Source organism: Streptomyces sp. NPDC103540 (genome assembly GCF_055584445.1).
Genome location: NZ_JBVJMA010000003.1, coordinates 457118 through 476044, shown reverse-complemented (window position 1 = coordinate 476044; position 18927 = coordinate 457118). Strand labels below are relative to the sequence as shown.

General features: G+C 70.8%; 18 protein-coding genes. 9 read left to right on the top strand and 9 right to left on the bottom strand.

Annotated features, from left to right (window positions below; genetic code table 11):
• Positions 1-7: 7 nt before the first annotated feature.
• Positions 8-1090 carry a histidinol-phosphate transaminase gene (hisC, locus tag ACZ6ZI_RS10205; RefSeq protein ID WP_469518414.1) on the bottom strand — a complete coding sequence of 361 codons (1083 nt, stop codon included), beginning with the start codon at positions 1088-1090 and terminating at the stop codon, positions 8-10.
• A 360-nt stretch (positions 1091-1450) separates the two neighbouring features.
• Here hisC and ACZ6ZI_RS10200 point away from each other — a divergent pair, with 360 nt between their 5' ends.
• The 3 genes from ACZ6ZI_RS10200 to ACZ6ZI_RS10190 all read left to right on the top strand — a co-directional run bounded on the left by ACZ6ZI_RS10200 (position 1451) and on the right by ACZ6ZI_RS10190 (position 5091).
• Positions 1451-2566, top strand: a complete 1116-nt coding sequence (locus tag ACZ6ZI_RS10200) for a LacI family DNA-binding transcriptional regulator (RefSeq protein ID WP_363053499.1) — start codon at positions 1451-1453, stop codon at positions 2564-2566.
• A gap of 214 nt (positions 2567-2780) precedes the next feature.
• Positions 2781-4121, top strand: coding sequence for a metallophosphoesterase (locus ACZ6ZI_RS10195; RefSeq protein WP_469518670.1), 1341 nt, complete (start codon positions 2781-2783; stop codon positions 4119-4121).
• A gap of 151 nt (positions 4122-4272) precedes the next feature.
• Positions 4273-5091, top strand: a complete 819-nt coding sequence (locus ACZ6ZI_RS10190) for a hypothetical protein (RefSeq protein ID WP_469518411.1) — start codon at positions 4273-4275, stop codon at positions 5089-5091.
• A 3-nt stretch (positions 5092-5094) separates the two neighbouring features.
• Here the strand turns inward: ACZ6ZI_RS10190 and ACZ6ZI_RS10185 are convergent, their stop codons facing one another.
• Positions 5095-6069 (bottom strand): hypothetical protein, encoded by a 975-nt coding sequence (locus ACZ6ZI_RS10185; RefSeq protein ID WP_469518409.1) that lies wholly within the window; start codon positions 6067-6069, stop codon positions 5095-5097.
• Between the two features lie 234 nt (positions 6070-6303).
• Here ACZ6ZI_RS10185 and ACZ6ZI_RS10180 point away from each other — a divergent pair, with 234 nt between their 5' ends.
• Positions 6304-7473, top strand: coding sequence for a tetratricopeptide repeat protein (locus tag ACZ6ZI_RS10180; protein ID WP_469518407.1), 1170 nt, complete (start codon positions 6304-6306; stop codon positions 7471-7473).
• Positions 7474-7634: 161 nt separating this feature from the next.
• Here the strand turns inward: ACZ6ZI_RS10180 and thiC are convergent, their stop codons facing one another.
• A complete protein-coding gene (thiC, locus tag ACZ6ZI_RS10175; RefSeq protein WP_363053504.1) occupies positions 7635-9422 on the bottom strand; it encodes a phosphomethylpyrimidine synthase ThiC in 1788 nt (595 codons plus the stop codon).
• A gap of 210 nt (positions 9423-9632) precedes the next feature.
• On the opposite strand from thiC, the gene ACZ6ZI_RS10170 reads away from it, so the two are divergent.
• Complete coding sequence (locus ACZ6ZI_RS10170; protein ID WP_469518404.1) at positions 9633-11198, top strand: YibE/F family protein; 1566 nt, start codon at positions 9633-9635, stop codon at positions 11196-11198.
• 68 nt (positions 11199-11266) lie between these two features.
• On the opposite strand, the gene ACZ6ZI_RS10165 is transcribed toward ACZ6ZI_RS10170, so the two are convergent.
• The 4 genes from ACZ6ZI_RS10165 to ACZ6ZI_RS10150 all read right to left on the bottom strand — a co-directional run bounded on the left by ACZ6ZI_RS10165 (position 11267) and on the right by ACZ6ZI_RS10150 (position 13500).
• Positions 11267-11716: an SsgA family sporulation/cell division regulator gene (locus ACZ6ZI_RS10165; RefSeq protein ID WP_363053506.1), complete on the bottom strand. Its 450-nt coding sequence runs from the start codon at positions 11714-11716 to the stop codon at positions 11267-11269.
• Between the two features lie 97 nt (positions 11717-11813).
• Positions 11814-12560 (bottom strand): IclR family transcriptional regulator, encoded by a 747-nt coding sequence (locus ACZ6ZI_RS10160; RefSeq protein WP_469518401.1) that lies wholly within the window; start codon positions 12558-12560, stop codon positions 11814-11816.
• Positions 12561-12830: 270 nt separating this feature from the next.
• A complete protein-coding gene (locus ACZ6ZI_RS10155; RefSeq protein ID WP_363053508.1) occupies positions 12831-13058 on the bottom strand; it encodes a DUF5326 family protein in 228 nt (75 codons plus the stop codon).
• A gap of 124 nt (positions 13059-13182) precedes the next feature.
• Positions 13183-13500: a cupin domain-containing protein gene (locus tag ACZ6ZI_RS10150; RefSeq protein ID WP_363053509.1), complete on the bottom strand. Its 318-nt coding sequence runs from the start codon at positions 13498-13500 to the stop codon at positions 13183-13185.
• 93 nt (positions 13501-13593) lie between these two features.
• Between ACZ6ZI_RS10150 and ACZ6ZI_RS10145 the strand changes: the two genes are divergently transcribed.
• From ACZ6ZI_RS10145 to ACZ6ZI_RS10130, 4 genes are all read left to right on the top strand, one after another.
• Positions 13594-13974: a phage holin family protein gene (locus tag ACZ6ZI_RS10145; protein ID WP_469518398.1), complete on the top strand. Its 381-nt coding sequence runs from the start codon at positions 13594-13596 to the stop codon at positions 13972-13974.
• A 10-nt stretch (positions 13975-13984) separates the two neighbouring features.
• The gene (locus ACZ6ZI_RS10140; RefSeq protein ID WP_469518396.1) at positions 13985-15136 is read left to right on the top strand and encodes a cystathionine gamma-lyase; all 1152 of its coding nucleotides are present in this window, start codon (positions 13985-13987) and stop codon (positions 15134-15136) included.
• 178 nt (positions 15137-15314) lie between these two features.
• Positions 15315-16211 (top strand): LysR family transcriptional regulator, encoded by an 897-nt coding sequence (locus ACZ6ZI_RS10135; RefSeq protein ID WP_469518394.1) that lies wholly within the window; start codon positions 15315-15317, stop codon positions 16209-16211.
• A gap of 61 nt (positions 16212-16272) precedes the next feature.
• Positions 16273-16752, top strand: coding sequence for an NUDIX hydrolase (locus ACZ6ZI_RS10130; protein WP_363053513.1), 480 nt, complete (start codon positions 16273-16275; stop codon positions 16750-16752).
• A gap of 104 nt (positions 16753-16856) precedes the next feature.
• Here the strand turns inward: ACZ6ZI_RS10130 and ACZ6ZI_RS10125 are convergent, their stop codons facing one another.
• Positions 16857-18278 (bottom strand): globin domain-containing protein, encoded by a 1422-nt coding sequence (locus ACZ6ZI_RS10125; RefSeq protein WP_469518668.1) that lies wholly within the window; start codon positions 18276-18278, stop codon positions 16857-16859.
• Entirely contained in the window at positions 18181-18831 is a 651-nt protein-coding gene (locus ACZ6ZI_RS10120) for an HAD family hydrolase (RefSeq protein ID WP_469518391.1), read from the bottom strand. Before ACZ6ZI_RS10120 ends, ACZ6ZI_RS10125 begins: the two co-directional genes overlap by 98 nt.
• Between the last annotated feature and the right edge of the window lie 96 nt (positions 18832-18927).

Below are 18927 nucleotides of genomic sequence, written 5' to 3'. Positions count from 1 at the left end.
CCCGGGGCTACATCTCCTTGAAGAACGCCTCCGCCGTGCGCAGGAAGAGGTCGTTCGCCTCGGTCTCACCGATCGTGACCCGCAGGCCCTCGCCCGCGAAGGGCCGGACCACCACACCGGCCTTCTCGCAGGCCTCCGCGAACTCGGCCGTCCGCTCCCCCAGCCGCATCCAGACGAAGTTCGCCTGGGTCTCGGGAACGACGGTCCAGCCCTGCGCGATCAGCGCGCCGTAGACCCGGGCCCGCTCGCCCACGAGGGACCCGACCCGGCCCATCAGCTCGTCCTCGGCGCGCAGCGAGGCGACCGCCGCGTCCTGCGCGAGCTGGCTCACGCCGAAGGGCACCGCGGTCTTGCGCAGCGCGGCGGCCACCGGCTCGTGCGCCACCGCGAAGCCGACGCGCAGCCCCGCGAGCCCGTACGCCTTGGAGAACGTACGCAGCACGCACACGTTGGGGCGGTCGCGGTACAGCTCGATGCCGTCCGGCACGTCCGCGTCACGGACGAACTCGCGGTAGGCCTCGTCCAGCACCACCAGGATGTCCGAGGGCACCCGGTCCAGGAACCGCTCCAGCTCGGCCCGGCGCACGGCGGTGCCGGTGGGGTTGTTGGGGTTGCAGACGAAGATCAGGCGCGTCCGGTCGGTGATGGCCTCGGCCATCGCGTCCAGGTCGTGCACGTCACCGTCGGTCAGCGGCACCTTCACCGACGTCGCGCCCGAGATCTGGGTGATGATCGGGTACGCCTCGAAGGAGCGCCAGGCGTAGATCACCTCGTCGCCCGGACCGGCCGTCGACTGGATCAGCGACTGCGCCACGCCCACCGATCCGGTGCCGGTGGCGATGTGCTCGACCGGGACCCCGAACCGCTCCGCGAGCTCGTTCACCAGGCCGGTGCAGGCCATGTCCGGGTAGCGGTTGAACCGGTGCGCGGCCTCGACCGCGCTCTCCAGCACCCCCGGAAGCGGCGGATACGGGTTCTCGTTCGAGGAAAGCTTGAACGCGACGGGCCCGCCCGCGGCGGCGGGCTTGCCGGGCTTGTAGGTGGGGATGCCGTCCAGCTCGGCGCGCAGCTTCGGGCTCTTCTCGCTCACCGCAGGTCCTCCTCGACCGTCCCGTCGACGACCGTCGACTCAATACTGCTCACCTTATGAGGATTCCGCCGATCCGAGAATGGTGGGCGCCAGGATCACTGGGGGAGCGCGCGCATATATGCGTGCGCCGGTGGCCTGCGCCGTGGCGCGCGTCCCTCGTGCAGGTGAGTTGCGACCGGCCGCAAACGGCTCCGTTTTGGCATGCTCGTACCCGCCGACAAGCTCCACCGTTACCCATAGCGACGAAATCCCTGCGATTCCAAGGTCATTGGGGGTGGCGAACCATGCAGAATCGTGCCTGTCAACGCGTGCATATGCACCCGGACCACCCACCCCACCGAGCCCTACTATCGGCTCGCCATGACAGCAGCAGGGAAGCATCAGGTGAGCCGGGCCGAGACCACCCGGCGGGTCGGCGGCCGAGCGGGCCGGGCCGGCATCAGAGACGTGGCCGCCGCGGCGGGCGTCTCCATCACGACCGTCTCCGACGCGCTCAATGGCAAGGGGCGACTGCCCGACGCCACCCGACGTCACGTCCGCGAGGTGGCCGACCGGCTGGGCTACCGCCCCTCCGCCGCCGCCCGCACCCTCCGTACCGGCAAGTCCGGCCTCATCGGCCTGACCGTGACCACGTACGGGGATGAACCTTTCACCTTCACCGAGTTCGCGTACTTCGCCGAGATGGCACGGGCCGCCACCTCCGCCGCGCTCGCCCGCGGCTACGCCCTCGTCATCCTCCCCGCCACCTCACGACACGACGTCTGGTCCAACGTGGCCCTGGACGGCACCGTCGTCATCGACCCCTCCGACCACGATCCGGTCGTCAGCGAACTGGTCCGTCAGGGCCTGCCCGTGGTCTCCGACGGCCGCCCGGCCGGCACCCTCCCCGTCACCGCCTGGGTGGACAACGACCACGAAGCCGCCGTCCTGGGCCTGCTCGACCACCTCGCCGCCGCCGGCGCCCGCCGCATCGGGCTGCTGACCGGCACCACCACCGACACCTACACCCGGCTCTCCACCACCGCCTACCTCAACTGGTGCGAGCGCGTCGGCCAGGATCCGGTCTACGAGTCCTACCCGGCCCACGACCCGTGCGCGGGCGCCGTCGCCGCCGATCGGCTGCTCGCCCGACCCGACCGACCCGACGCCGTCTACGGCCTCTTCGACCCGAACGGCACCGACCTGCTGGCCGCCGCCCGCCGCTACGGCCTGCGGGTGCCCGAGGACCTGCTCCTCGTGTGCTGCAGCGAGTCGACCGTGTACGCCAACACCGAACCGCCCATCACCACGCTGTCCCTCAAACCGCGTCGGATCGGCACCGCCGTCGTGCAGTTGCTGATCGACGCGATCGAAGGGGTCGACACCGGGCGCCCCGTCGAACAGGTCGTCCCGACCGAGCTGATCATCCGTACGTCCTCGCAGCGCAGGACCCCCCGGACGACCGTCAGCCCACCCCGTTCACCCGCCCAGGACTGACCTCCACGCCGCCGTATCGGCGGGGCCGACGGCCCCGCCGAAGATTCACCTACACCGATATCGGGCGAAACCACCAGGAAGGGGCGGCTCCGGCCAGGATTCACCACCCCTGGTGCGTCACAGAGCGCGAGCCGCATTCCTATGATGGGCGCACGACATCACGGACCCTCCGCCCCGGCGGCACGGGGGTCCGCAGGTGTACGGCAGCGCGACGGTGGTGGAGGGGTCGATGACTCAGGGGGCCGGTCAGGGACCCGCGATGCGGACGGACACGCTGCGGGACTTCCGGGTGCCGGTCAACGAACCCGGGCCGTACGCCCCGCCCGCCGACAGAACCGCCGAACGCGCCTCCGATCGCCCCGGCGAAGCCGACGGCTACGGCGACTACCCCGTCTACTTCGACGACCACGTCCCGGCGCAGCCGCACCCCGCGCACGCCGTGCACCCCGCGTACGCCTCCAAGCCGTCCGGGCACCCGCTCGCCGGCCCCGGCGCACCGACCGGCTACCCGGACCCGCAGACCGTGCCCCGGCAGCGGACCGCCACCGCCCACGCGGACGACCAGCCGGACGACCGCGCGGTGGACCACGCGGTCGACCACCCGCTCGAACCCGACGACGGCTACACGCCCACGCAGCGCGACCTGCCCGTCATCGGCCGCGTCGCCCCGATCGGCGGCCCCGGCGACACCGTGCAGGTCCACTACGTCCCCGAGGAGCAGGCGCCCGCCGGCCCCGGCCCGCTGTACGTCGTGGGAGACGTCCACGGATACCTCGACGAGCTCGTCACCGAGCTGCACGCACAGCGGCTCATCGACGCGGACGGCCACTGGTCCGCCGGCAACGCCCGGCTCTGGTTCCTCGGCGACTTCACCGACCGGGGCCCCGACGGCATCGGCGTCATCGATCTCGTCATGCGGCTGTCCGCCGAGGCCGCCGCCGCCGGCGGCTACTGCAAGGCGCTCATGGGCAACCACGAGCTGCTCCTCATCGGAGCCAAGCGCTTCGGCGACACCCCCATCCACTCCAACGCCGGCACCGCCACCTTCCAGGCCGCCTGGCTCCTCAACGGCGGACAGCGCACCGACATGGAGCGCCTGGAGGACGTCCACCTCCAGTGGATGTCCCGGCTGGACGCGGCCACCCTGGAGGACGGGCACCTGCTCCTGCACTCCGACACCACGGCGTACCTGGACTACGGCGACTCCATCGAGGATGTCAACGACACCATCCACGAGCTCCTCAACCGCAACGACGCCGACATCACCTGGGACCTGTTCCGCAAGTTCACCAAGCGGTTCGCCTTCCGGGACGAGGGGGGCCCGCAGGCCGTGCGGGAGCTGCTCGACACCTACGGCGGCGCACGCGTCGTGCACGGCCACAGCCCCATTCCGTACCTGCTAGGCGAGGTGGGCGCCGAGGACGGCGACGAGTCCCGCGGCCCGGAGGCCGTCGACGGCCCCCACGTGTACGCGGAGGGCCTGGCGATCGCGATGGACGGCGGCGTGACGATGGCGGGCAAACTCCTGGTCGTACAACTGCCTCTGAGTGACTGAGCGTTGTCGGAGCGGGGTATTTCCCGAAAGCCCCTGTCACGGCGTGGCCGGGGCGCTCTACCATCGCTCTATCCGTAGCAGGCTCTCCTCCGTTCGGGCCGGCGCCCGGGTCTACGCGGGCATACCGGCTCCACCCACGGAGCATCGGGGGATGCACATGACCAGCGCTCCGCACCTGCTCACCGAAGACCGACCCGAGTTCGATCGGCTCCTCGACGAGGCACTGCGCACCGCGGACGAACGGCCCGAGCTCGCCACTCTCGGCGAACGTCTGAACGCCGAACAACTGCGCACGATGGCCCTGAGCGCCCGGGCGCTCCTGAGCGCCGCCGCGGCGGCGGAGTACGACCACTTCGTGAAGGTCCGGGAGGAACTGCGCGACGTCGCCCTCTCCACTCCGAGCGGCGCGGCCGAGAACGACTCCGGTCAGGACGAGGACGACGGGGCCGGGGCCTTCGCCGTGGTCGCGGTCCTGGCACCCGTCCTGGCGGGCACCGCGATGCTGATCTTCCTGCTGGTGGGCTACAGCCTGAAGATGATCGATCCCGAACCGGCCTTCGCGCGCACGATGTTGACCGCGGGCTGGCTGTTCGGCGCCCTCACGGTGGCGGCGCTGCTGTTCGCCGTGGTGGGGCTGCTGGTGGCCGCCGTCCGCAACAGTTCCACCGAGGTGGCGGCCGAGGAGAGCGTCCCGGTCCCCGACGAGCTGTCCCGCGCCCGGGAGGCCTGGCGCAACGCCCTGTTGGAGCGGGGGATCATGCCGTTCCTGCGCGACGCCCTGGCCGATCCGAGCGCGGTCTCGGGCTATCCGGTGCCCCGTACGCCAGGGGCCGGGCGCATCCCCGATCTGGGGTACACCCGGCCCGACTTCACCAGTCCCGGGGCCCCCTCACAGGGGACCCGGCCCGGCTACTCGTCCCCGGACTTCACGAGCCCGGACTTCGGCGGGCCGGAGACCGGCCCGGAGTGAGACCTACCTGCCGTTGGCCCGCAGGTAGTTGATGTCCGCGGGGTCGATGGTGTGGCGGAACTTGCCGCGCAGGGTGGCGGTGCTGACCGGGTTCACCTGGCTCCAGGTCTTGGTGCAGGCCAGGACGGGTGTGCCCATGTTGGTGCCCGGATTGCAGGTGGTCTCGAAGAGCAGATTGTTGGTGGTCAGGACCTCGATGGAGATCAGGTTCGCCTGGGCGCCGATGGAGATCGCGCAGGCGTTGGCCGGGAAGCTGCCCGGAGGCGTGCCACCGTTGGTCAGGTCGTACCAGAGGAAGGGGGAGATGGTCGGCGTGTTGCTGCGGATGCCGACGTACGCCTTGCCCCCGGTGAGCACGGCGTTCAGCTGGGTCGCCGCGTTCGGGTTGTAGGAGTCGACGTCACTGCACGGGCCGCCGGGGCCCGTCAGGCCCTGGGGGCCGGTCACGCCCTGTGGACCGGTCAGACCCTGCGGGCCGGTGAGACCCTGCGGACCGGTGAGACCCTGCGGACCGGTCAGGCCCTGGGGGCCGGTCAGACCCTGCGGACCGGTCAGACCCTGCGGGCCGGTGAGACCCTGCGGACCGGTCAGGCCCTGCGGGCCGGTGACGCCCTGCGGACCGGTGAGACCCTGGGCGCCCGCCGGGCCCGTCGGGCCCGTGGCTCCGGTGTGGCCCCGGTGACCGCGCGGACCCCGCGGGCCCGTCGGGCCCACCTTGCAGTTGTCCTTGCGCGGGTTCGCCTTCTGGGCCTTCGCCTCGTCCTCGTCGTCCTCCCGCGACTTCGACGGCCTACAGTCGTCGCCACCACCGGCCTGCTGGACGGTCTGCGTGCCCGCGGCCTGGGATCCGGCCGACGCGGCGGGAGCCGCGATCCCCGCCAGAACCAGAGCCACGGACGCCAGGGTGCCACCCGCCAGCCAGCCGGCACGACGGGGCAGCGGCCCCAGGAAAGTACGGGACCTGTCCTCAGAACTCATTTACCGCTCCTCGCGCACACCGAGTTGGATGCTTCTGCGAAATCCGGAAATGTGACCGGACGTCGCCGCGTCATCCTGAGGAGCCGCACCCCGCACGCCACCGAGGCTCGCCACCCTGTCAGCGGAATGGCCCAGCCCACGCAGCCACTTGGACGCTCGCGACAGGGCCACCCGGGGACTCGCCCCGGCGAGCCGCCCGGAACGGGCTCCCGCCCGTTCCTAGGGTCATCGGGCGTGAAGCCGACCATTTGCCTCTGCATGATCGTCAAGAACGAGGCCGCCGTCATCGAGCGTTGCCTGGACTCGGTACGGGACCTCATCGACACCTGGGTCATCTCCGACACGGGATCCACGGACGGCACCCAGGACCTGATCCGCGCCGCCCTGCGCGGCATCCCCGGCGAGCTCCACGAAGAACCGTGGCGGGACTTCGGCCACAACCGGAGCCTGAACATCGCGCACGCCCACGGCAAGGCGGACTACCTGCTCCTGCTCGACGCCGACCTCGTGCTGCGGCGCACCGACGCGCTGCCCCCGCTCACCGCGGACTCGTACATGCTCCGCCACGAGGGAGCCACCGAGTACCGCATCAAACGACTGGTCCGCGGCGATCTGCCCTGGCGGTACGAAGGGGTCACCCACGAGTACCTGACCTGCGACCGCCGCGACGAGAACGACCAGCGACCCGGCCTCCAGGAGAACCTCGACGCGCTGTCCATCGAGGACCACGCCGACGGCGGATCGCGCCACGACAAGTTCGAGCGGGACGCCCGCCTGCTCGGTGCGGAGCTGCAAAGGGACCCGTCCAACCCCCGGACCGTGTTCTACCTCGCCCAGACCATGCGCGACATGGGCGACACCGGAGCCTCCATCAACCTCTACGAGCGACGCGCGAGCATGGGTGGCTGGGCGGAGGAGGTCTACTACTCCCTCCTCCAGGTCGGTGTCCTGCACGGCGAGGCCGGGGAGTGGCCCGCCGCGATGGACGCCCTCTCACGGGCCTGGGACTTCCGCCCCGAGCGGCTGGAGGCCTGCTACGAACTGGCCTGCCGGCTGAGGCTGCTGGGCCGACACCACACGGCGCACGCCGTCACCTCGGCCGTCCTCGACCGGCCCGCCCCGGACGACCTGCTCTTCGTCCAACCCTGGGTGTACCGGTGGGGGCTGCTCTTCGAGCATTCCATCACCGCGTACTGGATCGGGGACGCGGTCACGTCGGTCGCGCTCTGCGACCGGCTGCTGGCGCTGCCCGATCTACCGGAGGCGTACCGCCGGCAGACCGAGAAGAACCGCGCGTTCGCGGTGGCCGCGCTCGCCCCGTCCGTTCCTGTTTCACGTGAAACATCGACCGACGCCACCGATGTTTCACGTGAAACACCGCTCACGAACCCGGTACGGGTCTAGGTTCGGGCCCCTGCCCGCGGCCCGGTCGTTCGGTGCCCACCGCCACTGGGTGGCGGCGTCGAGAACGGGCGGACACGACCGGCCGACGACTCCCCCCATGTCGCCGTCGGCCGGTCGCGCCGTCCGTCCGTCAAACCGCCGGTCCGGCAGCCCTGGGTACGTCAGTCCGCCAGCGGCAGGTAGACGCGGCTGCCCGAGGCGGCGAACTCGGCGGACTTCTCCGCCATGCCCGCCTGGATCTCCTCGGCCTTCAGGTCACCGCCGTGCTCACGGCGGATGTCCTGGGAGATCTTCATGGAGCAGAACTTCGGACCGCACATCGAGCAGAAGTGCGCGGTCTTGGCGGGCTCGGCCGGGAGCGTCTCGTCGTGGAACTCACGGGCCGTGTCAGGGTCGAGGGCCAGGTTGAACTGGTCCTCCCACCGGAACTCGAACCGCGCGTCCGACAGGGCGTCGTCCCACTCCTGGGCGCCCGGGTGGCCCTTGGCCAGGTCGGCCGCGTGCGCGGCGATCTTGTACGTGATGACGCCGGTCTTCACGTCGTCCCGGTTCGGCAGGCCCAGGTGCTCCTTGGGCGTGACGTAGCAGAGCATCGCGGTGCCCCACCAGGCGATCATCGCGGCGCCGATGCCCGAGGTGATGTGGTCGTAGGCAGGCGCGACGTCCGTGGTCAGCGGGCCGAGCGTGTAGAACGGCGCCTCCTCGCAGATCTCCTGCTGGAGGTCGATGTTCTCCTTGATCTTGTGCATCGGGACGTGACCCGGGCCCTCGATCATGGTCTGCACGTTGTGGCGCTTGGCGATCGTGTTCAGCTCGCCCAGCGTCTTCAGCTCGGCGAACTGCGCCGCGTCGTTGGCGTCCGCGATGGAGCCCGGACGCAGGCCGTCGCCGAGGGAGTACGTGACGTCGTAGGTCGCGAGGATCTCGCAGAGCTCCTCGAAGTTCGTGTAGAGGAAGTTCTCCTTGTGGTGCGCGAGGCACCACGCGGCCATGATCGAGCCACCGCGCGAGACGATGCCGGTCTTGCGGCGGGCGGTCAGCGGCACGTACGGCAGGAGCACGCCGGCGTGGACCGTCATGTAGTCGACGCCCTGCTCGGCCTGCTCGATGACCGTGTCCTTGTAGATCTCCCAGGTCAGCTCCTCGGCACGGCCGTCGACCTTCTCCAGCGCCTGGTAGAGCGGCACGGTGCCGATCGGCACGGGGGAGTTGCGCAGGACCCACTCTCGCGTGGTGTGGATGTTGCGCCCGGTCGAGAGGTCCATGACCGTGTCGGCGCCCCACTTGGTCGCCCAGGTCATCTTGTCGACCTCCTCCTCGATGGAGGAGGTGACGGCGGAGTTGCCGATGTTGGCGTTGACCTTCACCAGGAACCGCTTTCCGATGATCATCGGCTCGATCTCGGGGTGGTTCACGTTCGCGGGCAGCACGGCGCGGCCTGCGGCGATCTCCTCGCGGACGACCTCGGGGGAGACGTTCTCGCGGATCGCGACGTACTCCATCTCCGGGGTGATCTCACCGCGGCGGGCGTACGCGAGCTGGGTGACGGCGGCGCCGCCGCGGCCCCGGCGGGGCAGGCGCGGCCGACCGGGGAAGACCGCGTCGAGGTTCTTGAGGCCACCGCGCGGCGAGGTGTGCTTGATGCCGTCGTCCTCGGGGCGCACGGGGCGTCCCGCGTACTCCTCGGTGTCACCGCGCCCGATGATCCAGTTCTCGCGCAGCGGCGCGAGCCCCCGGCGGACGTCGGTGTCGATCTGCGGATCGGTGTACGGACCGGACGTGTCGTAGAGCGTCACGTCCTTGCCGTTGGTGAGGTGGACCTGGCGGACCGGCACCCGGATGTCGGGGCGGGAGCCCGCCAGGTATCCCTTGTGCCAGCCGGGCTGGCGCTCGGTCTGGCCGTCGGTGTCCTGGCTGACGGCAGGCGTGCGTGCGTCCTGAATGGTCATGAGACCTGATCTCCCTACGCCGGCATTACCCGGTAACAGGTTCGGCGGTCGACGCAGCCTCTTCCCGTACGCATGTCCTGCGCGTACGGTGATCAGCGCCCTCTCAGCCCGGTGCTCCGAGCTCCCGCGTTGTGCAAAGGTGCCCCCACGCTAGCGTCATCTGTGGCGTGCTGAACAGTGGGCCCCCTCATCTCTTGCGATGATCAGCCGGTGACGTCCTCGCCGCAGCCCCCACACGAGCCCACAGATCCCCTGGGCCCCGCCGGCCACGAGCACGCCTCGCCGGGGCCGGCGGCCGGTTCCCACCACGGCCCTTCCCACGGTCATCCACACGACCCGTCGCACGGCCACGCGCCCGGCGACCACGACCACGGCCACGCACCCGCACCCGCACCCGCACCCGGCGGTCACGGTCACGGTCACGGCGGTCACGGTCACGGCGGTCACGGCCACAGTCACGGCCACGGTCCGGCCGCGCCCGTATCCCTGCACCTGCGCAAGGTCATCGCCGCCGTACTGATCCCCTTCGCGGTCGCCGTCTTCGTCGGCATGGCCGTCCTCTGGCCCGGGGGCGCGCCGGCGCACGAGCGCACCGGGGTGGGCTTCGACCGTCAGACCCAGCAGGGCAAGGTCGTCGCTCTGGTGAACGTCGACTGCAAATCCGTCAACGCCGCGCAGGTGCCTCCGACCGGCGACACCTCCACCCCCGAGGGGCGCGAGGCCGTGGCCTCGCAGACCGGCGACTGCAAGAAGGCCACCATCGAGGTCGGCACCGGGCCGGACAAGGGACGCGCCTTCTTCGAGATCGTCCAGCCGGGCGCGCCACGGCAGTTGGCGAACGGTCAGGAGGTGGTCGTCGCCTACGCCCCCAACGCGCCGCGCGACCTCCAGTACTCCGTGGTCGACCTGAACCGTAAGTTCCCGATGGCCCTGCTGGCCGGCATCTTCGCCGTCGCGGTCGTCGTCGTGGGCCGCATGCGCGGGCTGTTCGCCCTGATCGCGCTCGTGGTGAGCTTCGCGATCCTGACCCTCTTCATCCTCCCGGCGATCCTCCAGGGATCGAACCCCCTGCTGGTCGCGGTGGTCGGGGCCAGCGCGATCATGCTGATCGCCCTCTACATGTGCCACGGCCTGACGGCGCGCACCTCGGTGGCCGTCCTCGGCACCCTGGTCTCGCTGCTGTTGATCGGGCTGCTGGGCTCGCTGTTCATCGACTGGGCGTTCCTCAGCGGCAACACGGACGACAACACCGGCCTGATCCACGGGCTGTACCCGCACATCGACATGAGCGGTTTGCTGCTCGCGGGCGTGATCATCGGTTCGCTCGGCGTGCTCGACGACGTGACCGTCACCCAGACCTCGGCCGTGTGGGAGCTGCACCAGGCCGACTCGGAGATGGGGCCCCGCGCCCTGTACCGGGCGGCCATCCGGATCGGCCGCGACCACATCGCGTCGGTGGTCAACACCCTGGTCCTGGCCTACGCGGGCGCCGCGCTGCCGCTGCTGCTGCTGTTCTCGATCGCGAACAGCAGCATGGGTTCGGTGGCCAACAGCGAGCTGGTCGCGGAGGAGATCGTACGGACCCTCGTGGGCTCGATCGGACTGGTCGCCTCGGTCCCGGTGACCACGGCCCTCGCCGCCCTGGTGGTGTCCGCGGACCGGCCGACGCCCACCGGATCGACGTCGACCGGATCGGTGTCCGCCGGTTCCGCGTCCGCCCCCTCCCGGGCCGCCGCCCGGGCCGGTCGGGGACGGGGACGGCGCCGCAAGCGCTGACGGGCCGGGGCGACGGGCACTGCCGCCCGTCGCCCCGGCCCGCCGGCCGGTCCGAACCGCCCCGCGGCTCAGCCCGCGTTCTGCTCGTTCTGCCGCGCCTCGGCGAGGATCCTGTCCAATTCCTCGTCGAGGCTCTCCTCGAAGTCACCGAGAGTGCGCTCCTGACCGAGCGGAACGAGCCGGTCGGTCCGGTCGAGGAAAGCGACGAGAGGTGCCGCGCCGGCGCGGAACAGTGCCCGCTCCCCCGCGACCTGGAGTCGGATGTGCACGTCCGACAGCTCCTCCGGGTGCGTGGGAGAGATGCGCACGTCGCCGTCACCGCAGGGCTTGTTGATCCCGTCGAGCAGCAGTTCCCGGCCGAACGCCCAGGTCACGGGCGCGTCTCCGGGCAGGTGGAAGGTCAGGCGCACCGCGTAGGGATCACACGCCTCGTACCGAAGCTCCACCGGAATCCGGAACGAGAGCTCCTCAGAGACGAGGAAGCTCATCATGACCTCTGCCTGTACCGACTCGCGCATTGCCTACCCCGCTGTTGTGGAAGTGGCCAGGAATGATCCCTAAAGACCCTCTTGACAAGGGTGGTGGAAGGGCAGGCAGATCACAAGGAGTGAGTTTTCAGATACTGATAGAGAAGGAGAGGGTGCTCAGCAGCGCGCCTACTTCACTCCGCAGTCGATCGACTACTGAGAGCAATCTCGCTTCCTGGTGCGAGGGGAGAGAAATGGCCATCGTCGCGGCCGTGTCGCCTGCGGTGATGGGGATGGCCGCGCACACCGTGCCCAGCGTGTACTCCTGACGCTCGATCACGGGCTGCATCCGCTCCAGGGACCCGATGCGGTCCTCCAGGGCGCGCAGGTCGCGCACGGTGTGGGGGGTGACGCTCTGCACCGGGTGCCGGGCGTAGTGGTCCCTGCGCGTCTTCTCGTCGAGCTGCCCCAGCAGGCACTGGCCGATGGCGTGCGCGTGTCCGGTCGCGCGGAAGTCGGCCCATTCCTCGCAGGCGGGGTGGGCCGGGGTGTCCGAGACGCCCACGACCTCGATCTCGCCCTCGCGGTAGACCGCGAAGTAGACGGGCGCCCCGACCGCGTCGCGGAAGTGCGCGAGGGAGTCGAGGATCATGCTGCGACGTTTCTGCTGAAGTCCACCACGGGCCAGCCGACCGGCCGCTTCACCGAGGACGAAGACTCCGCTCACCCTGCGCAGATATCCCTCGTGGGTCAGGGTCCGCAGCAGGTGGTACGCGGTGGGGAGCGGGAGCCCGGCCTCGCGCGCCAGTTGTTTCGCCGGGGCTCCCCCGCTATGGGAGCCCGCCGCTTCGAGCAGTCTCAGCGCCCGCTGCACCGAACCGATCAGGGTCGGCACACCGGCGTTGTGGACGGAAGACAATGCTCACCCCCAGGCCTGGCCGCGGACGCCGGGGCCCGCGCCGCGGGGGCCGCCCCCGCGCGTGTCGTTCCCGGGGTCGTGCTCGGCGGCCGACGTCACCGCCTGTTCCAAGCGGAGGTGTTGGCTGTCGGTGCCCGGGTGACCACACGAGTTGGCACTGTATCCATCGGCTCCCGACGCGCGAGGGGTTTGGGGCCCCACGTTCCCCCGCCTGGGTCAATCACCGTCACACGGGACGCGCGGGGCCTACCACTCACCGGCGGAGGACTTGGAGGCGTCGCCGCGGAACTTCTTGACCAGGAAGATCAGTCCGGCGACCAGACCCGCGAACAGCAGCACCTTGAAGACGATCGAGATCAGCGCACCGAGGATGCTCGTGATCACACCGCCGAAGACGAAGAGCGCCAGCAGCGGCACCGCGATCCACTTCACCCACCAGGGCATACCCGCGAACAGCGCCCGGATCCCGTCCATGTCCCTACCTCTTCCTCGTCCGTGACTTCCTGCTGAAATGCTAGGAGCCCGCGGCCGCGCACGGGGGCCCGAGAGCCCCCGGAACCCCCTGATCCGCCCCCTAGGGGGTTCGGGGTCGCGACCCTCAGGCCTCGGGCGGCGAGAACACCACCATCACCTTCAGCGGCTCGGTGATGTGGTGGAACCGGTGCGGCACTCCGGCCGGCACGTAGACGACGCTGCCGTTCGCGACCATCGTCGTCTCCTCCCCGACCGTGATCGCGGCGCGACCGCTCACCACGAAGTACACCTCGTCCTGGCGGTGCGGCTGCTGCGGGTCGAGTTGGCCGGCGTCGAGCGCGTACAGCCCCACCGACATGTGCCGCTCCTTCAGGAACTGCAGGTAGGCGCCGTCGTTGGCCGCCCGCTCCCTTTCGAGCTCGTCCAGCCGGAAGGCCTTCATCGTCGTTCTGCCCCTTGCCCTTGCTCGGTGGTGCCGTGGGATCCGCTGATGTGCCGATGTCCCACCGGGATCTTCTCTGCCACGATCAGACACATGACGAATTTCGTAGTCAAGACGCTGGCCAACGCGGCCGCCCTGGCGGTCGCCGTCTGGCTGCTGTCGGGCATCACGCTCGACGACGGCAGCGGCACCGGCCGCCGCGCGCTCACCCTGATCCTGGTCGCGCTCGTGTTCGGCCTGGTGAACCTGATCGTCAAGCCCGTGGTGAAGCTGCTCTCGCTGCCGCTGTTCATCCTGACCCTCGGCCTGTTCACCCTCGTCGTGAACGCCCTGATGCTGTTGCTGACGTCGTGGCTGGCCAAGCAGTTCGACCTCAGCTTCCACGTCGACGGCTTCTGGACGGCCATCCTCGGCGGCCTGATCATCTCCATCGTCTCGTGGGCCGTGAACATGGTCCTCCCCGACAAGAACTGAGCGACGCACCGTGGACCACCTCTCCGACCGGCGACCGTACGGCGACGGGACCAGGGCCGTCCGTGCGGGCCTGCCGGAACCCGTCAAGAACGAACCGACCCTGCCGGGACCGGTCTTCGCCGCCCACTTCCACCTCCCCGGCGACGTCAGCGGCCCGTACACCTACGGGCGCGACACGAACCCCACCTGGACCCTGCTGGAACGGGCCATCGGGGAACTGGAGGCACCGGGGCACCCGGACGTGGACACGGTCGTCTTCGCCTCCGGCATGGCGGCGATCTCCGCCGTCCTGCTCTCCCAGGCGCGCACGGGCGACACCGTCGTCCTGCCCGACGACGGCTACCAGGCCCTGCCCCTGCTCCGGGAACAGCTGGAGGCGTACGGGATCCACGTCCGCACCGCGCCGACCGGCGAGGAGGCACAGCTGGAGGTCCTCGACGGGGCGCGGCTGCTGTGGATCGAGACCCCCTCCAACCCGGGCCTCGACGTGTGCGACGTACGGCGCCTCGTGGCGGCCGCGCACGCCGGCGGCACCCTGGTCGCCGTCGACAACACCCTCGCCACGCCACTCGGACAGCGACCGCTGGAACTCGGGGCGGACTTCTCCGTCGCCAGCGGCACCAAGGGGCTGACCGGCCACGGGGACCTGCTCCTCGGCTACGTGGTGTGCCGCGACGCGGAGCTCGCCGCGGGCATCCGACGCTGGCGCAAGATCATCGGAGCCATTCCGGGCCCGATGGAGGCCTGGCTCGCGCACCGCTCCCTGGCCACCATCGACCTGCGCGCCCGGCGCCAGTGGGACAACGCGCTGGCCGTGGCGGAGGCCCTGCTCGACCGCGCCGAGGTCACCGACCTGCGCTACCCGGGCCTGCCCTCGGACCCGTCCCACAAGACGGCCGCCCGGCAGATGAGCGGATTCGGCTCGGTGGTCTCCTTCACCCTGCCGGACCGCGAACACGCGGAACGCTTCATGGCGGCCCTGCGGCTGGTCGAGGACGCCACGAGCTTCGGCGGAGTACGGTCCACCGCGGAGCGGCGCCGACGCTGGGGCGGAGACGCCGTCCCGGAGGGCTTCATCCGCTTCTCGGCGGGCGCCGAAGACCCTGCGGACCTGGTCGCCGACGTGCTGCGGGCCCTGGACAGCGCTGGTCCGGGGGCCTGAACCGGACAGGGAAAGGCGGTCCGAGCCTCCCCCCTGGTGGCTCGGACCGCCCGGTTCCCCTCGCACAAGAACCTCGTCGACAAGGCTAGTTGACCGTGCGTCAGAGTCCAATCACGGTAACGACAGGGGCCTATCGGCATATTTATAGTTGAAGGCCCCCACCGAGAGGGGCCGAAAAATGGACCTGGCCCTGCTGCGCACTTTCGTCGCCGTGCACCGGGCGGGCTCGTTCACCCGGGCCGCCACACTCCTCGGGCTGTCCCAGCCCGCCGTCACCTCCCAGATCCGCACCCTCGAACGCCAAATGGGCCGGCCCCTGTTCCACCGCCGGGCCCGAGGGGTCACCCCCACCGCCGTGGGGGACGAGCTGGCCCACAAGGCCGCGCCGCACCTCGACGCCCTGCTGCGGATCGCCGAGACCGAGCGGGAGGTCGCCGGCACCCTGCGGACCCTGCACCTCGCCGGCCCGCCGGAGTTCCTGTCGCTGCGGGTGCTGCCCGCCCTCGCCCCCCTCGTCGGCCAGGGCCAGACCCTGCGCACCGCCTTCACCTCCGACGCGGAGCAGGCCCTGGACGGGCTGGCCGCCGGGCAGCACGACCTGGTCGTCACCACCTCCCGGCCCCGCGGCGGCCTGTTCTCCGCGAGCCCCCTGTGCGACGAGGACCAGGTCCTGGTGGCCGCGCCGTACTGGGCCGCCCTGGTCGATCAGGCGGAGCTGCGCGACAAGGGACCCCTCGCCCTCGACGGGATCCCCGTCGTCGAGGTCCACGAGAGCCTGCCCCTCGTCACCCGCTACTGGGGCTCCGTCTTCGACCGCGTGCCCGAGTGCGCGGCCACCGTCGTCGCCCCCGACCTGCGGGCCGTCCTGGAGTGCGTGCGGGCCGGCGCCGGCCTCGCCGTACTGCCGCGCTACCTGTGCGGGGACGATCTCGCGGCGGGCCGGATCGTGGCCCTGCTGGATCCCGACGTGCCCCCGCTGCGCACCTGGTTCCTCGCCGTCCGCGCCGGCAGCCTCGGTCTGGCGCACCTCGCGCGGGCCCACGACCGCCTGCTGCGCGCCGCCGTGCGCTGGTGACGGTCGCGGTTTCGGCCCCGTGGCGCGTTTCAGAAGGGGAGCCGCGGGCCACTCTTCTCCCATGACCGAACGACCGGTGGTCAAACGCACCGCCCGCGCGATCCTGCTCGACGGCGACGACCTGATCCTCATCAAGCGCACCAAGCCCGGCGTCGATCCGTACTGGCTCACTCCCGGCGGGGGAGTGGAGCCCTCGGACGCCACCGTCGTCGACGCCCTGCACCGGGAGATCCACGAGGAACTCGGCGCCAAGATCACCGACGTGGTGCCCTGCTTCGTGGACACGGTCGAGCACATCGCCTCCGGTGGGGTCACCGGTGTGAAGGTGCAGCACTTCTTCGTCTGCCACCTCGCCTCGATGGACCCCTCCCTGCGCCACGGCCCGGAGGTCGACGAGCCCGAGGGCGAGTACGAGATCGTCCGCGTGCCCTTCAGCCGCGTCGGCATCGCCGCGGTCCACCTCGTCCCGCTCTCCCTGCGCCACTACCTCGACGGGAACATCGAGGGCGTGCGCGCCATGCACGCCCCGGACCTGGGCTGAGTCGGACGGGGAGCGGGCGGGCGAAGGGCTGAGTCCGGCGGGCCGAGGGCTGAATCCCGCGGGCCGAGGGCTGAGACCGGTGCGCCGAGGCCGGCGGGCCGGTCTCAGCCGGCCACGCCCGCCAGCTCCTCGACCTCGTCGTGGCGGATCCGCTCGCCGGGGATCCCGATCCGCTTCAACGCGTCGACCCCGCTGCGGATCATCGCGGGAGGCCCCGAGATGAAGGCGTCGTACGAGCTCCAGGGCCCGTGTTCCCCCACGGCCTGTGGCAGCTGGCCCGCCAGCCCCTCGCCCACCACCGGGCGCACCGACAGCCACGGGTGGGAGCGCTGGAGCCCGAGCAGGGTGTCCTTGTCGTAGAGGTCGCTGTCGCTGCGCGCCCCGAAGAAGACCTCCATCCGGCGCCGCTCGCCGTGCTCGGCCACGTCCTCGATCAGGGCCTTGATCGGGGCGATCCCGGTCCCGCCGCCCAGGCACAGCATGCCGTTGTCCGTGCTGTGGTCCACCACCATCGACCCGGCGGGCGGGCCCAGCCTCAGGACGTCCCCCGGTCGGGCGTGGCGCACGAGGGCGTTGGACACCCAGCCCGCGGGGACCGCCTTGACGTGGAAGGACAGCAGGCCGTCCGCGCGCGGCGCCGAGGCGAAGGAGTAGTGCCGCCAGACCCGGGGCCACCACGGGGTCTCCAGGCTCGTGTACTGGCCCGCGAGGAAGGGGTAGGGCTGGTCGGGCCGGACGGTGACCACCGCGATGTCGGGGGTGCGCAGCTCGTGGGAGACCACCTCCGCGTGCCACCAGGCCGGCGCCCTCGCCTCGTCCTCGGCGGCGGCGTCGATCATGATCTGGGAGATGGCGGTGTACGCCCGCACCCACGCCGCCTGCGTCTCCGGCCCCCAGCTGAACTCCGAGTAGCGGCTCAGCGCACCGATCAGCGCCTCGCCCACGGCCGGGTAGTGCGCCGCCATGGTGCCGTACTTGCGGTGGCCGGTGCCCAGCCGGCGCAGGTACGGGGTGAGGACCTCGGGGTCGTCGATGTGTTCGGCGGCTGTCAGCAGCGCCTTGAGCAGCCGGTCGCGCTGCACGTCCATGGCCGCGGGGAACAGTCCCCGCACGTCGGGGTGGCCCGTGAAGACCAGGGCGTAGAAGTAGGAGGTGACCTTGTCGGCGACCGGTGCGATCTCCGCGAGCGTCCGGCGGATGAGCACGGCGTCCGGGGAAGGCTCTTTCGCGTCCTCGGAGGGTATCCGGCCCGTCGGTCTTGCCGCTCTGGTGGGCGGAGCGTCCATGTGGTGCCTCGCTTCGAGCATCTCGGTCGGGTCTGCACACGCCACGGCCTCGAATCCGAGGTTCCGGGTTTCACAGCGTGCCGGCCGACCGGGGGCCCGGCGGGGGAATGGGGAAAATCCGCGTTTCGAACCCACCTTCCCCTTAAGATGCGTCGACTTCCGGGCGTGCCGCGCCCACGAGCTGGTATGCCTCGCGCAGGTCACGGCCCTGATAGACGTGCGTCGCCCGCTCCGCCAGATACGGTCGGGCGTTCACCGCCACCGATCGCGGAACCGCCTCGAAGAGGACGGCATCGGTCATCGAGTCCCCGTACGCGACACAGTCGACGCGCCCCACCCCGAACCGCTCGCAGAGCCGGTCCGCGACGTCCACCTTGGCCTCGGGCGTCAGGATCCCGGCCGCTTCGACGGGCCGGGTGAAGGGCACCTCCGGGAACACCGAGCCGTGCGCGGCGTGGGCCCCCCACTCCAGCAGCAGCTCGACGAAGAAGGACGGGGACAGGGAGATCACGGCGCAGTAGTCGCCGCGCTCGCGGATCTCCGTCCAGACGTCCCGGATGCCCGCCAGCCAGGGGGATCCGTCGAAGGCCGCCCGCACGTGGTCCGTCGTCAGCTCCGACCACAGTTCGCGGGCGGCCATCGAGAACTGGTGCGGTCCGATCTCTCGCGCGGCGAAGGCCCGCTCCAACTTTGCGATCTCCTCGCCCACGCCCAGCTGCCGGGAGATCTCCACCGGCGCCGCCGAGCCGTACATGAGGGTTCCGTCGAGATCGAAGAGGTGCAGGAGCGTCATAGCTGTCGAGGCTAGCCGTTGTGTTTCACGTGAAACAGCGCGTTTCACGTGAAACACCCCCCGGTTCGCCGTGAAACGGGGCCCTGTTTCACGTGA

Coding starts and splice junctions, on each gene's coding strand:
- ACZ6ZI_RS10200 (WP_363053499.1), top strand. CDS start 1,451: ATGACAGCAGCAGGGAAGCATCAGGTGAGCCGGGCCGAGACCACCCGG.
- ACZ6ZI_RS10190 (WP_469518411.1), top strand. CDS start 4,273: ATGCACATGACCAGCGCTCCGCACCTGCTCACCGAAGACCGACCCGAG.
- ACZ6ZI_RS10185 (WP_469518409.1), bottom strand. CDS start 6,069: ATGAGTTCTGAGGACAGGTCCCGTACTTTCCTGGGGCCGCTGCCCCGT.
- thiC (WP_363053504.1), bottom strand. CDS start 9,422: ATGACCATTCAGGACGCACGCACGCCTGCCGTCAGCCAGGACACCGAC.
- ACZ6ZI_RS10165 (WP_363053506.1), bottom strand. CDS start 11,716: ATGCGCGAGTCGGTACAGGCAGAGGTCATGATGAGCTTCCTCGTCTCT.
- ACZ6ZI_RS10155 (WP_363053508.1), bottom strand. CDS start 13,058: ATGGACGGGATCCGGGCGCTGTTCGCGGGTATGCCCTGGTGGGTGAAG.
- ACZ6ZI_RS10150 (WP_363053509.1), bottom strand. CDS start 13,500: ATGAAGGCCTTCCGGCTGGACGAGCTCGAAAGGGAGCGGGCGGCCAAC.
- ACZ6ZI_RS10145 (WP_469518398.1), top strand. CDS start 13,594: ATGACGAATTTCGTAGTCAAGACGCTGGCCAACGCGGCCGCCCTGGCG.
- ACZ6ZI_RS10135 (WP_469518394.1), top strand. CDS start 15,315: ATGGACCTGGCCCTGCTGCGCACTTTCGTCGCCGTGCACCGGGCGGGC.
- ACZ6ZI_RS10130 (WP_363053513.1), top strand. CDS start 16,273: ATGACCGAACGACCGGTGGTCAAACGCACCGCCCGCGCGATCCTGCTC.
- ACZ6ZI_RS10120 (WP_469518391.1), bottom strand. CDS start 18,831: ATGACGCTCCTGCACCTCTTCGATCTCGACGGAACCCTCATGTACGGC.